Below are 14,500 nucleotides of genomic sequence, written 5' to 3' on the forward strand. Positions count from 1 at the left end.
CTTCCCCTAATCCCCCTATTGTCCAGCTGCGCGGTTGACAACGGAGCGGCCCGTCACAACAGTGGATGCGGCGTCTCCCCCTGGACGCACATCCACCGCAGCAAACAAACAGAGGAATATATGAACGTTCGCCGGCTCACCGTCAGCGTTGCCGCCGCGGGACTGACCTTTCTAGCGGCGCCCGCAGCCCTGGCCGACGTCCCCTCCGGTTCCGCAGGAACGGGTTCATCCGCAATCGATACCGGCTCGGCCGCGACCGGCTCGGCGGGCATGTCCCAGACCGGCTCGGCCGGTGGCGCATTCGCCAACTGCGATGAGGCCCGCGCGGCCGGTCGGGCACCGCTGTTCCGCGGGGAACCGGGCTACGGCCCGCATTTGGATCCGGACGGCGACGGCTTCGCCTGCCCGACGGTCTGATAGCCCATAAACGCAGAACACCCGGTGTGGCAGGCCACACCGGGTGTTGTCGTTTTCGGCTCAGCGGAAAATCTTGACCAGCACCAGCCCGACGACCACCGCGGCAGCACCGATCAGGCTGTACTTCACCTTCGGCTCGTTCAGCTTCGCCAGCACCATGTGCTTGGTGTCATCGGCGATGCGCTGCGGATCGGCCCGCACGGCGATTTCGTCGAGCGTGCTCGCGAGCCGTGTCCGCGCGGCCTCGATATCCCGCTCGATCCGCTCGGTATCCCTAGCCACGTGTGTCCTCCTGTGTCAGATGTGCCGCGAACGCGCTCGCCGACGAGTCTAGCCAGCCGCACCGAGTCGGTGCGGGCTCCATTGTCGGGACGTTCGATTACCGTGCAAGGCGTGACCGACAACCAACGACTCTCCCCCGGCGATCCCGCCCCCGACTTCACCCTGCCCGACGCCGACGGCAAGAACGTGTCGCTGTCCGATTACCGCGGCCGCAAAGTGATCGTCTACTTCTACCCGGCCGCGAGCACCCCCGGCTGCACCAAGCAGGCCTGCGATTTCCGCGACAACCTCGCCGACCTCGAGGGCGCGGGCATCGAGGTCATCGGTATCTCCCCGGATAAGCCGGCCAAGCTGGTCAAATTCCGCGACGCCGAGAAACTCACCTTCCCACTGCTGTCGGATCCGGATAAGTCCGTACTCACCGCGTGGGGCGCATTCGGCGAAAAGACCATGTACGGCAAAACCGTCACCGGCGTCATCCGATCCACCTTCCTGGTCGACGAAACGGGCCGGATCGAGGTCGCCCAATACAACGTGCGCGCCACCGGCCACGTCGCCAAACTCCGCCGCGACCTGTCGGTGTAGATCTACGTCTCGAATGAGCGCACGAACTGCTCGCAGGCATCGAGCAGCCGATCCAGACCGAACCGCAGCTCGCCCTCGCCCAGTTCATTTCGTCCAGGTCGAAGGCCTGCTCGAGATGACAAAGGCCAACGCCGGGTAACGCTGCGGGTCGATCACGCTGCCGAGTACCCGCCGTACTCGGCACTGGCGCCATCTCCCTGGCCATCCGCGTCCGCCCGATCACATACCGCGAAACATTCAGCACCAGTTGTAGTTTCACCGGTTCGGGCACCGCGGTTCCGGCGAAGACGGACAGTCCGACGTCCTGCCAGGTCATGTTCCGCGGTGCCAACGGCAGGTCGACCCACCACGGGTGCTGTCCGATCATGCGAACTCCGCCCATGCCCAGGCCTCGAGGCGGACCCGCCAGGTCGGATCGTCGGGCAGCTCGGGGGCGGGCCGACCAACCGATCCGATACCAGCTCGATCCGAGCGCCCTTCTGTCGACATACCGGTACAGCGACATCGTGGTGAAATCCGAGCCGCTCGGCGACCCGGCTCATGGAGAGCGTGCCGACCCCACCGGCATCGGCCACCTCGATCGCGGCGTCGATCACCTGATCCAGACTCAGCCCGCATTTCGGCCCACGACCGCCGCCCTCGTCCAGACCCCACATCAATGCGAAGGCCTTGGGTTGCGGGGATCGCGGCGCTCGGAGCGGCGGGGGCACTGTTCCGGCGTCGAAGGACGAATTGAGCCCCGAATAGCGAAAGGTCCGATGCCGCTGGGGCACCGGACCTTTCGCGCGTTATCGCTAGGTGGGCACTATCTGCTGGGCCGCCCATTGCAGAACCAAGCGGAGGTGGTTGTCCCACCAGCGATAGGACTCGGGGGTGAAATCCGGCGGAGGCGGAGATTCACCGGGGAACAGCATGGCACCGTTGGGGGCACCGACCTTGACGGTCGGTCCGGGTATGCCCGCCCCGGGGACCTGCTGCGGCGATACCGCCGCCTCGTTTTCGTGCTCGTGCACATCGAAGGGGGACAGGGCCAGCGGCGGGCCGCCCCAGTGCTGCCCGGCGTACAGCGGGGATCCGCCCAGGTCGAATTGGGCCGCCGTCGCATCGGAGGTGGGTCCGGCCGCGATGGGTTGCCGGGCATCCGGTCGGTCGAAGGGGTAGGGATTCGGCTGAACCGAAGAGCCCGCAGTGGAGCCGCTGGCCGATCCGGTGCCGTCGACCGCGCGCGCGTCCGCGGCGACCCGCGCTTCCGCGGTGGCCGATGCGGTGCCGTGCGACGAGGTGTTCGCCACGTACAGCCCGCCCGCGACCAGACCGCCCGCCAGCACACCGGCCGCGGCGACCAGCACCCCGGTGCCTCGCGTACTCCTGACCGGCTCGACCGGCTCGACCGGGCCTTCCACATCGGACATCGCGAACAGCGCCGCACCGACCGCGGTGGCGGATGTCGCGATCTTGCACGGAATAACCGGCGCACCGAATCCGTCCATCGCCGTTGCCACCATCGCCCCACCCGCACCCGAGCCGATCAGCACGACCGCGGACGGACGAACAGCGGCCGCCTCGAACTCATCCCACGCCGCCGCCACCGCGGCGTCGAGCGCCGTGGCGGTGGCGCGACCCGACTGGCTCGTCGCGGCCAGCACCCGGCTACGCCGACGGTCGACCAGCGTGAAGGCCTGATACCCCGGGACGACTTCGCAGATGAGTAGGTCGTCGAATTCAACGAGCCAGGTCATGACTCCGGCCACGCTCAGATGTGCGGCCTTCGCCGAAACCAGCGAGGCGGCATGCCACGGCCCGGACGCCAACCTGGTGACGATCGCGCGGCGCTCGGCGGCATCGCGGTAGGCGACCGCCGTGCCGCAGATCTCCTGATCCGGCCCGAACTCGGCGGCGAGGGAGTCCATCGCCGTCTCGACCGCGACCGCTAGGTCCGCCTTGGATTCGCCCCGAGTCTTCACCACCCGCTGATGCAGCACACGCTCGGATAGCTGCTCGCCGCCGTCGGCGAGGGCTACCGCGTGAACGGCGCCGCGTTCGGTGGAAACGCCAAGTGTTACCACAGATCGAGCTCCCACTGATCACGCCTTCCCAGTGTATTTTCCGAGCTCACGAGCTTGCCGAAACCCCTGAGCCCCTTGGATTCCCCGGCCTGAACGCGCTTTGTGATGCACGCACGCTCGGTTATGTGTTCGGGGCCATATCCGACTTGGATGGGTGATGAAATGTGACAGTCCTTAACACGCAGATACCGTGCGCGTGTCGCACGCGTGTCGATACCGCTAGCCTTGATACGTGGATGTACGCACGGAGGCCAGGTCGAAGCAGCGACGTCTGGACCCTGCGTTGGACCTGCAGGACGACCCCCAGGAGCTCATGCCCCGGCGCAGGCCCACTCAGGAACGCAGCAAACGCAAGTTCGATGCCCTCTTGCAGGCATCCCGGGAATTGCTCGTCGAGGTCGGTTTCGAATCGTTCACCTGTGAAGAGGTCGCGGCGCGGGCCGAGGTGCCGATCGGCACGCTGTATCAGTTCTTCGCCAACAAGTACGTCATTGTCTGTGAGCTGAATCGTCAAGACCTCGTTGCCGTTTCCCAGGAACTCGCCGACTTCCACGGCGAGATCCCATCATTGGACTGGTTGCGGCATATGAATCAGTTCGTCGACCATCTGGCGAATCTGTGGATGACCGACCCGTCCCGGCGCGAGGTCTGGCTGGCGATGCAGTCGACCCCGTCCACCCGGGCCACCGGCGCGATCCACGAAAAGGAATTCGCCGAGGTCGTCTCGCAGATGCTGCGCCCGCTGACCCCGCGTACCCCCCGCGCGCGCCGCACCATGATGGCCGAGGTCCTGGTCCACGTCGTCTATTCGATGCTGAACTTCTCCGTCCAGGACGATCAGACCAGTACCGAGGCCGTCTCCGAACTCAAGCGCCTCATGGTCGCCTACCTCATGGTCGCGGAGAAGGAATCCCGCACGGCCAGCCAGCGCTGAAACGGGCACTCCGAGTACGGAGTGCCCGGCGTGCAGGCGCGGTCAGGTCGCCTCGCGGCCCTCGATGAGGTCGGCCAGCTCGCCCGGATCTTCCAGGACAACCATGGCGGCGGCGGTATCCCCGTCATGGGTCAGCGAGAGATGAACCCTTGCGCGCGGCAGGAATTCGGCGGCGAGGCCGTGCAGTTTGATGCTCGGCCGACCCCAGGCGTCATTGACGACCTCGATGAGGGGGTACGGGTTGTCGCCGATCTGCGGGCGACGCGCGAAACGCGATGACGCCCAAGCCTTCAGCACCGCTTCCTTCGCCGCCCAGCGTGCGGCATAACTGCGTGCCGGATCGGTGCCCTTGCTCTGACAGTAGCGCCGCTCACCGGCGGTGAAACTCTCCCGGAGCATGGTGGTTCCGGATCTTTGCAACTGTTCGGCGAACTCGGAGATGGTCACCAAGTCCAAGCCGATCCCCAGGATGGTCAATGCGTCGCCGCTCCTCAGCCCGCTAGCTCAATGAAAGTCAGAGTGCGGCCGCCGAAGCGACCGCACTCTGCACGGTAGTGGCCGCAGCCGCTAAGCCATAGACCCACCGGCGTCGAGTTGCCCCAAAATCACTGCCCCGGTACCGCAACCGGCGCCATCGGCCCGGTAGATGCCGGTACCGGACAGCCGTGCGTCGGGCGAGAGCAGCACGTCGGCCTCCAGCTGTCGCTTCTGCGCGGACGGTGCGCCATCTCCACCGAGGCGGCGGTCGGCCGGCCGCTCGTACAGCGGAGCGCCGCCGCACATGGCCTCGGTGAACCGCTGCCGTCCGGCGAGCTGACGCTCCTGCGCCCGACGCTGGTACTCCTCGCGCCGCCCCGGCTCGATCGCCTGGATGAACGCCTCCGGATGCACCACCGCGAGCAGACCCGAGACGTGCCCGAAGCCGAGCGAGGTCAGCAGACCGGCCTTGAGCGGGAACCGCTCACCGAAGCGCAGCGGTTCTCGCGCCCACACCAGATGCGGGTAGGCACGCATCTTGTCATCGACGCAGTCCAGGCTCCGATTCGGTGGCACCACACCGTTTTCCAGCACCTGGCACAGGCCGATCAGCTGGAACGCGGCCGCACCGCCCTTGGCGTGTCCGGTCAGGCTCTTCTGCGAAATCACGAACAGCGGTGCGCCTTCCGAACGTCCGACGGCCGTGGCCAACCGCTCGTGCAGTTCGGATTCGTTCGGATCGTTGGCCGCGGTCGAGGTGTCGTGCTTGGAGATGACCGCGATATCGTCCGGCGCCACACCGAGTTTGCGCAGTTCGGCGGCGAACTTGGATTCGCGGCCGCCCCGGCCCGCACCGAGCGCGCCGAGTCCGGGCGCCGGGATGGAGGTGTGCACGCCGTCGGCGAAGGACTGCGCGAAGGCGACCACGCCGAGTACCGGCAGGCCCATCTCCACCGCCACATCGCCACGGGCGAGCAGCACGGTGCCACCACCCTGCGATTCCACGAATCCACCGCGGCGGCGGTCGTTGGCGCGGGAGAAGTAGCGGTCACTGATGCCCTTGGCGCTCATGGCCGCCGAATCCGCGGTGGCGGACATGTCACCGAAGCCGACGATGCCCTCGATACCGAGATCGTCGAAGCCACCGGCGACCACCAAATCGGCCTTGCCCAAACGGATCTTGTCGACGCCCTCTTCCACCGACACCGCGGCCGTCGCACAGGCCGCCACCGGATGCACCATCGCGCCGTAGCTGCCGACGTAGGACTGCACCACATGCGCGAGCGCGACGTTGGGCAGCGCCTCCTGCAGGATGTCGTTCGGGCGCGACTCACCGAGCAGGTTGTCGATGTAGAGCGAGCGCATCGAGGACATGCCGCCCATACCGGTGCCCTGGGTGTTGGCGACCAGGCTCGGGTGCACCCAGCTCATCAGCTCGGCCGGGCTGAAACCGGAGCTGATGAACGCGTCCACGGTGCAGACGATGTTCCACAGCGCCACCCGGTCCACCGAGGCGGCCATATCGGCGGAGATGCCCCAGATGGTGGGATCCCAGCCGGTCGGGATCTGGCCGCCGACGGTGCGCGACAGCTTGGCCTTGCGCGGTACCCGAATCTCGGTGCCCGCCTTGCGGATCACCTGCCAGTCACTCGCATCCGCGACCGGCGTGATCACCGTGTGTTCCGGGTCCGAGGCGTAGAAGGCGCGCGCCTCGGCCTCGCCGCCGACCGTGAAGGTCAGATCCTGGTCGAGGAAGACCGAGGTCATCAGCGGCGCGGCATTGTCGATCATGGCGCCGTCGTCCCCATAGCGGCGCACACCGCAGCGGGCGACGACCGCGTCGTGGTACCTCTCGGCCAGCTCGTGTTCGGGGACGAAGTCGCCGGATTCGGTGTCGTACCAACCGGGCTTGGGATCGTTCTCCCAGGTCACCATGCCGGTGCTCCAAGCGAGTTCCAGTACGCCCGCGGCCGAGAGCCGGTCTTCGACCTCCATCTCGAACCGGGTGCGCGCCGATCCGTACGGGCCGAGCTCACCGGCGCCGACGATCACGACCATATCGGCGAGATCGGCGGTCACCGTGCCCCATTCGGGCACCGGCAGCACCGAGCTCATGGTCGGCGGTGCGGGCAGCGCCGAAATCGTCGCCGCCGCTGCGGCTTCCTCGGTTTCGGCCGCGGCCGCCTCCTGGGCCTGCTTGGCCAGCGCGGGCAGGTCCAGCTTGACCCGGGCCAGTCCGCCGGTGAGGTCGATCTGCTGCGGTCCGGCGACGGTCACCTGACGGGCCCGCGAGGTGCACCACTTGAGCAGCTCATCGGCCATCTCGGCGGTGGACCAGGTGTGCACACCGGCCTTTTCGACCGCGGCCACCATCGGATCGTTGTGGCCCATCAGCCCGGTGCCGCGCACCCAGCCGATCAGGGCGTGTACCAGGGTGACGCGGCTGGACCACGACTTCTCGGCCCGCCACTTGCCGACCACGGCATCGAGCGCGGCCTTGGACTCACCGTAGGCGCCGTCGCCGCCGAACATGCCGCGGTTGGGCGAACCCGGAAGCACCACATGCAGTTTGGCGTCGACGTCATGGTCGGCGCCGATCTTGGACAGCCCACCGATGAGCCGCTCGACCGACCAGAGCAGAACCCGCATCTCCATTTCGGCGCGGGCCCCCGCATCGGCGAGATCACCGGCGACCCGCGGCGCCGCGAACGGCAGCAGCAGGGTCGGCATCATCGCGTCCTTGGTCTTGACCTTCGCGCCGCCCGCATTGTCGACCTGTTCGGTGCCGACCCAGTCGATCAGCGCGTCGACATCCTGGTAGGACGCCATATTCGCCGGGACGACCCAGAGCGCCGCACCGTGGCGCGCGTTCTCGCGGTAGAGCTTGCGGTAGAAGCCGAGCCGCTCGTCATTGAGGCTCGAGGTGGTGACCACGACCGTGGCGCCGCCACCGAGCAGTCGACCGGCCGACGCCGCCGCGATGGAACCCTTACTGGCACCGGTGATCACGGCGATATCCGAGGACCACAAGCCGGGTTCTTCGGTGCTGAGGGCGGCCTCGGCGATGCGCTCATACAGGCCGGCGAGCACCGAGCGGGCCTCGTGCTTGGCCTTCTCGCGCCACCAGTTGGCCTGCGCCGCAACGGCTTCACCCGCACCGAGGAAACCGTCCACCGAACCTTCGCCGGAACCGATGTCGTCGAGCAGCCACAGCTTGGCCAGATCTTCGCGCGCGGTCGCCCAGCGGTCGTCGATCAGCACCGCCTTGCGGGCGTCGAAGGCGGGCGCAACCAAACGCGGCCAGTCCGAACCCAATTCGGCCGCGATCAGATCGACCAGGGAGTCCTCGGTGGCCTCCGGCGCCGATGCCTGCTCGGCCAGGCCGAGCTGTTCGAGCACGACGCGGGCCGCCGTGGCGAGCACACCGTTGCGACCGGTGATCTGCTCGGTGAACTCGCCGAGTGCCGCGGCGTCCACGGTGGCACCGCCACCGCCGCCCGCGCTCGGCATCGACACTGCGATACCGCGCCGAGCCGCGACCGCCTGTACCGCGGCGTCGATGGCCGCGTCGACCGAGGCGGCGTCGCTGACACCCGAGACCAGTCCGCCGAGATCACCGCCGCGCACGCTGACACCCTCGCGGGTGCCGAGGGACACCTCGGCGGTGACGTGGTCGGCCCAGCCGTCGCCGAGTTCCCAGACCTTCTTGACGCGCTCGGCGATCGCGGCGGGCCGCTTGCCGGACGGGCCGAAGATCTTGCGCAGGTGGTCACCGATGGCATCGGAGAGCACCGAACCGAAGGGCTTGTAGGTACGGGCGAGTCGCTCGACCGTGGCGGAGAGCGCGCCCATATCGGCGTCGGCCGCACCGTCGATGGCACCGAGCGAGAGCTCCGAGCCGAGGTCGACGAGCAGCTGGTTGCGCCGGGACGAGACGCCGTCGCAGAGTCCTTCGATGGTGTCGACCGGGCCGATCTGATCCAGCCGCAGCTTGGTCCACAGTGCGATGAGCACGCGGGTGGCGTCGGCGGCGGTGAACGCGATGTCGTCCGGGCGCGGACCACCCGAGCTCGCCACCGGGGCGGCAACCGGCGCCGCGGCGACCGGCGCCGCGGCCGAAGCGGTCTCGGCCGGCTCGTCGGCGGGTTCGTCGACCGGCGCGGGATCGGTATCGGTCGAGTAGACGACCGCAGCCTCGCGCTCGATATTCAGCACCTCGACGGTGACCGTGCCGAAGGCGGGCAGCTTCAGCGTCTGGCTGGCCAGGTTCGCCACGGTCGGGGTTGCGCCCAAACCGATTTCGACGAACCGCTGCACCCCGAGTCCGCCGTGCGCGGCATCGGTGAACAGCAGGTCCTGGGTCTCGATCCAGCGGACCGGGCTGGCGAACTGCCAGGCGAGCAGTTCGATCAGCACCACCCGGCACAGGTCGGTCGGCCGCGCGGCCCAGCTGTCGAAGTCGGCGAGCACGGCGGCCAGCGGCTCCGAGGGCACCAGATCGGCGATCTCCTGGATGAAGGCGCGCTCCAGCGAGAAGGGCTTGGGCACCAGATTCGGGATGTAGTGTCCGATCAGGATTTCCGGGTGCAGATCCGCGGGCAGCAGCTGTTCGAGCTTCTGCCGGAACTCCGGAACACCCTCGCGCAGCACGGTGGAGTGGAACGGCACATCGATACCGGGGACCAGGATGAATGCCCGCTTGCCGCCGAATTCGGCACGGCGGCAGTCGATTTCGGCCTCCAGCGCGTCGAGCCCCTTGACCGTGCCCGCGATCGCGTACTGCGAACCGCGCAGGTTCAGGTTCACGACCTCGAGGAATTCCCCGACGCTCTCGCCGATACCGGAGACGAAGCCGACGACCTCGTCATCGGGCAGCCCGATCTGCGACGGCCGGATGGCGGCCATCCGATAGTCGCTGCGGCCCTGCGCATCCCGGGGCACCAGCTCGTGCATGGCCGAACCGCGCTGGAACACGACCTCCAGCACCGCCTCCAGCGGCAGCACACCGGCGACGGCGGCGAGCGCGTTGTACTCACCGACCGAATGTCCGGCCAGCAGGGCGCCCTCGACGAAGGCACCGGCCTCACGCAGTTCGGCGACCTGGGCGACACCGAGCACCGCCATGGCGACCTGGGTGAACTGGGTCAGGTGCAGCACGCCGTCCGGGTGCCGGTGCTCGACACCGCGTGCCTTGAGGTAGGTCGGGTTGTCCCGGACCACGGCCAGGATGGAGAAGCCGAGTGCGGCGCGGGTGTGCTTGTCGGCGCGCTCCCAGATCTCCTTGGCGGCCTTCGAGCGGGCGCGCGCGTCCAGGCCCATGCCCTTGCGCTGAATGCCCTGCCCCGGGAAGGCGTAGACCGTCTTCGGAGCGGCGGTGCGACCGGTCGCGGTCATCACCAGCTCGCCGTCGGTCCGGCAGGAGACCTCGACGATTTCGCTGCCGGCGTCGACCGCGATCCGCTCGACGCGCACATCGATCTCGGCGCCGGGGCGAACCATGCCCAGGAATCGGGTGGTCCACGCGGTCAGCGTCCGTGCCGGCGTGGAGCTTTCGGGATCCACGGCGCAGACCGCGTGCTGCGCCGCGGCCGAAAGCCACATGCCGTGCACGATCGGGCTGCCAAGCCCGGCCAGTTTGGCGGCGGAATCGCTGGTGTGGATCGGGTTGTGGTCACCGGAGACCTCGGCGAAGGCGTTCATGGCGCGCGGCGCGACCATGGTGACGTCGCGGCGACGACGCCGCGGGGTATCGGTGGCCGCATCGGACACCGCACCGGCCGCACGCGGCGGATCGGTCAGCTCGCCCGCACCATTGCGACCGCGGATGGCGAAGCGTTCGGTGAGACGGGCCAGCGGCACCACGTCCAGACCCTGATCGCGCATCTCGCCAACGGTGACCTCGACCTCGACCACGCGGCCCAGATCGGTGTCGAGCACCGACTTCGACTCCGCGCGGACAACGAGAATGCTTGTGGTGCTCGGCAATTCGCGCAGCAGCTCGATCTGATGATCGAGATGCACCAGATCCAGCATGCCCTCGATCACCGAATCCGCACGCTCCGTGCGCGAGGCGCCGAGCACCGCGAAAACAGTGGGCCAGCAGGCGCCGACCAGGACGTCGGGCACGGTACGACCGAGCGTGCTCAACGATGCGGGCAGACCCGAGCTGGTGACGCCCGCGTGATCGGCGATGAGATCCGGGGTCCACGCCAGATTGATGTGCGCGACCCTGCCCTTCACCTCCGGCAGCGCCTGGCCCGCGGCGACCGCGAGCAACGCGGACATGGCGGTGTCGGCATCGGTTTCGGTGATGACCGGAGCGCCGCCGTTGTAGAGCGAGGACGGAACGGTGATGCGAATCCGGATGCGCACGGCGTCGCGTCCGGACAGCGGAACGGTGAACTCGACATAGGAGTGATCGACGTCCGGCCCGGTGGTCTCGGTGATCGTCGCACCGGTCGGCGGATGGATCGCGCCCTCGCCGTCGACCTTCCACTCGGCCAGATCGCCGAGGCGGTGGATCGGGTTGATGGTGGTGCGGCCGGACCATTCGACATCCGGCGCGGCCAGCACCGCGTCGATCGGACCGGTGATCACGCCCGCGCTGCGCCGCGCGTTGACGGCGACCGGCGCCACGCCCGCACGGACCAGTGAGAACGCCGTGTCCTGCTCGAAGCGGTCCAGCAGTTCACCGACCGGCTCGTCCACGCGGGTGATGCCGGCCACCGACACCGTGCCGGGGATGATGCACACCTGATCGGACGTGTAGCGCGGATCATGGGCCTGCCACAGCGAATCCGAGCGCCACCAGCGGCGCACATCGCCGTCGACGACAGGGACGAAATTGACCGGCTTACCCGGGATCTTGCAGAGGCTGACGAAGAACGGCACATCCGCCGGATGCAGCAGGGTCTGCTCCGCGGCCGGGTACTGCTGCTTCAGCGTGCACAGCGCGTTGACCGGATTCTCGAAGGCATCGTCGGATTCGAACAGCGTGGGGATCTCACCGCGGTCGGCCGGATGCAGCCGGGATTCGGTGCGGCGCATCATTTCCGCGAACCGGTCGCGCCAGGTGATGTCGAGCCACACCGAGCGGGTGGCGTCGAGGAAGGCGTCACCGAGATCGCTGCCGCAGTCGAAGTCCTTGCGGCGATCCAGGCCGACGGCCAGCTCGACGTAGCGCTCCAGCCATTCGAGGTAGGTCATGCTGGCCAGATCGCCGAAATACGGCTTGGCCGTGACGTTCAGCGCGGCGATGATCTCCTCGCGCCGCTCGGCGACCGCGTCGGCGTCACCGGCGACCTCGTCGAGCAGGCGGCCGGTGCGTGAGGCGGCATTGTCGATCTCGTGGATATCGGCACCCAATTGGCTACGGCCGGAAGCCATTCCGCCGGTCGCGGTGCCCGCGCCGACCCAGTCCTGGGTGCCGGGAGTGTCGACGAGCAGTTGCTTGACCTCGGGTGCGGTGGTGGCCTCCAGCGTGGCCATGGCGGCGGTGCCGACCAGCACACCGTCCAGCGGCATCACCGGATAGCCGTGCGGCACAGCCCATTCACCGGTCAGGTATTCGGTGGCGCGTTCCGGGGTGCCGATGCCGCCGCCGACGCAGACCACCACATTGGCGCGGTTGCGCAGTTCGGCGTAGGTCTCGAGCAGCAGGTCGTCGAGGTCCTCCCAGGAGTGGTGGCCACCGGCCCGGCCGCCCTCGATGTGCATGATCACCGGGTATTCCGGCATCTCGTCGGCGATGCGCAGCACCGCGCGGATCTGGGCCACAGTGCCCGGCTTGAACGCCACGTGGGTAATGCCGACCTCGGTCAGCTCCTCGATCAGCGCTACGGCCTCTTCCAGTTCCGGAATGCCCGCGGTGACGATGACTCCGTCGAACGGCGCACCCGCCGCGCGGGCCTTCTGCACCAGGCGCTTACCGCCCAGCTGCAGCTTCCACAGATAGGGGTCGAGGAACAGCGAGTTGAACTGCACCGCGCGACCCGGGTGCAACAGCGTCTTCAGCTCCGCCACCCGGTCGGCAAAGATCTGCTCGGTCACCTGGCCGCCACCGGCCAGCTCCGCCCAGTGGCCCGCATTCGCCGCCGCCGCAACGATTTTCGCGTCGACGGTGGTCGGGGTCATGCCCGCGAGCAGGATCGGCGAGCGACCCGTCAGCTTGGTGAACGCGGTCTCCACCACGACGCGTCCGTTGGGCAGGCGCACCGGACGCGGCGCGAAGGCCGTCCACGGCTGGGCCACCTCGGGCGCGGCGCCCGGGGTCAGCAGGCTGCGCTGGCCCGCGCGGGTCGCGGCCGCGACGATGCCGACGCCGGTGCCCTTCAGTGAGCCGCTGGTGAGCCTGCTGAGCAGATCACCGGGCCCCATATCGAGAATCCACTGCGCGCCCGCGGCGACGACGCCGTCGACCTCCTCGACCCAGTCGACCGGGTCGACCAGGATCTCCCGGGCCAGTGTGCCCGCCAGCGCGGCGTCCACACCGCACTTGGCCGCCCAGCCGCTCACGATCTCGACGGTGTCGGCGAGCGCGGGGTGATGGAATGCCACATCGACGGCCAGATCCTCGAAGACCGGGGCGAACACCGCGCCACCACGGGTCTTCGCGTCCCGCTCACGGGTCTGCTCGTCATGGATCTGAGCGCACCGCTGACGTACGCGCTCCAGCTGGGTCGGCGTACCGGACAGCACAACGCGCCGACGACCGTTGCGAATCGAAACCACCGCGGCCGCGGCCGGATCCACACCCGCTGATACCTCGGCCACCACCGTGCTCAGGTGTTCGGGATCGACATTCGATACCGCGACCATCGACGAGCGCTCACCCACCGGCATCAGACCGCGCCGACGCGCCACCAAACTCGCTGCCGCACCGATCATTTGGGCGATGGCGAGAAGTTCGGCATCGCGCTGCCCGCCGGCCTCCACCGAGGTCGCGGCCAGCCGCCCCTGGGAATGTCCGACGATGGCGACCGGCGCATGCTCGCTCGCATCCAGACCCTGCAGTCGCAGTGCGCGCACGGCGGCCACCTGCGTCAGGAATACACCCGGCATCGACACCGCGGCCGACCGCAGCACCTGCTCCGACGGCGCGCCCGAAACCTCGGCCTCATCACCCTCGGCGAGCTCGTTCTCGAGCATCCAGCCGATCGGGTCGAAGCCCACCGGACGCACCACGAGCAGTTGTGCCGCAACGGGTTCCAGCAGCGCGGCGGCCTCATTGACCAACGCGGTCAGCTCGGGCTCCAGCGCGGCGTCACGCCCGATTTCCTCCAACTCACCGAGCCAGCGGGCACCCTGCCCACCGAAGGCAAGCGCATAGGGCGTCGCGCCCAGCAGTCGATCCAGCAGCGGGGCCCTAGATCCCCCCTGCTGTGGCGCCCCAACCACTTTCGGGCTCTGTCCGGTTCCGGCCGCAGTGCTCTCATTGATCGTCAAGACGCTTCGACTTCCTTCTCCTGGCGACATGCCGTCGAGACACGCCGCTCCCTCCGGTGCGCAGGTGTTCCTCACCAATGAGCCCTGATGATTGCCAGGATTCCAGAAAATCATGAGGAAATCCTCACGTTTGCCCCCACATGCCCGCCTTACCGTCGAGTATTCCAGTACTTCCGTACCAGAATGCCCAGAAACATGACTCTCCCTCATGTTCAAAGCCGCTGGTCTACTGGGTTACTAACGCGTACGAAACATGAGTACTCCTCATGTTGGACGTTACTAAATCGTTATAATC

Annotated in this window: 7 protein-coding genes; 3 read left to right on the forward strand and 4 right to left on the reverse strand. The window is 68.0% G+C overall.

Annotated features, from left to right (window positions below):
• Window positions 1-120 precede the first annotated feature (120 nt).
• Window positions 121-417: an excalibur calcium-binding domain-containing protein gene (locus tag ACQP2D_RS35655; protein WP_354961387.1), complete on the forward strand. Its 297-nt coding sequence runs from the start codon at window positions 121-123 to the stop codon at window positions 415-417.
• Between the two features lie 60 nt (window positions 418-477).
• On the opposite strand, the gene ACQP2D_RS35660 is transcribed toward ACQP2D_RS35655, so the two are convergent.
• Entirely contained in the window at window positions 478-699 is a 222-nt protein-coding gene (locus ACQP2D_RS35660) for a DUF3618 domain-containing protein (protein ID WP_433680325.1), read from the reverse strand.
• Window positions 700-810: 111 nt separating this feature from the next.
• Here ACQP2D_RS35660 and bcp point away from each other — a divergent pair, with 111 nt between their 5' ends.
• Complete coding sequence (gene bcp, locus ACQP2D_RS35665; RefSeq protein ID WP_433680326.1) at window positions 811-1,284, forward strand: thioredoxin-dependent thiol peroxidase; 474 nt, start codon at window positions 811-813, stop codon at window positions 1,282-1,284.
• Between the two features lie 794 nt (window positions 1,285-2,078).
• On the opposite strand, the gene ACQP2D_RS35670 is transcribed toward bcp, so the two are convergent.
• The gene (locus tag ACQP2D_RS35670; protein ID WP_433680327.1) at window positions 2,079-3,350 is read right to left on the reverse strand and encodes a hypothetical protein; all 1,272 of its coding nucleotides are present in this window, start codon (window positions 3,348-3,350) and stop codon (window positions 2,079-2,081) included.
• A gap of 313 nt (window positions 3,351-3,663) precedes the next feature.
• On the opposite strand from ACQP2D_RS35670, the gene ACQP2D_RS35675 reads away from it, so the two are divergent.
• Window positions 3,664-4,284 (forward strand): TetR family transcriptional regulator, encoded by a 621-nt coding sequence (locus ACQP2D_RS35675; RefSeq protein ID WP_433685861.1) that lies wholly within the window; start codon window positions 3,664-3,666, stop codon window positions 4,282-4,284.
• A 42-nt stretch (window positions 4,285-4,326) separates the two neighbouring features.
• On the opposite strand, the gene acpS is transcribed toward ACQP2D_RS35675, so the two are convergent.
• Complete coding sequence (gene acpS, locus ACQP2D_RS35680) at window positions 4,327-4,761, reverse strand: holo-ACP synthase AcpS (RefSeq protein ID WP_433680328.1); 435 nt, start codon at window positions 4,759-4,761, stop codon at window positions 4,327-4,329.
• Between the two features lie 90 nt (window positions 4,762-4,851).
• On the reverse strand, window positions 4,852-14,205 hold the full coding sequence (locus tag ACQP2D_RS35685; RefSeq protein WP_433680329.1) for a fatty acid synthase subunit beta domain-containing protein: 9,354 nt from the start codon (window positions 14,203-14,205) through the stop codon (window positions 4,852-4,854).
• Between the last annotated feature and the right edge of the window lie 295 nt (window positions 14,206-14,500).

The organism is Nocardia sp. CA-119907 (assembly GCF_050955995.1).
Classification (GTDB): Bacteria; Actinomycetota; Actinomycetes; order Mycobacteriales; family Mycobacteriaceae; genus Nocardia.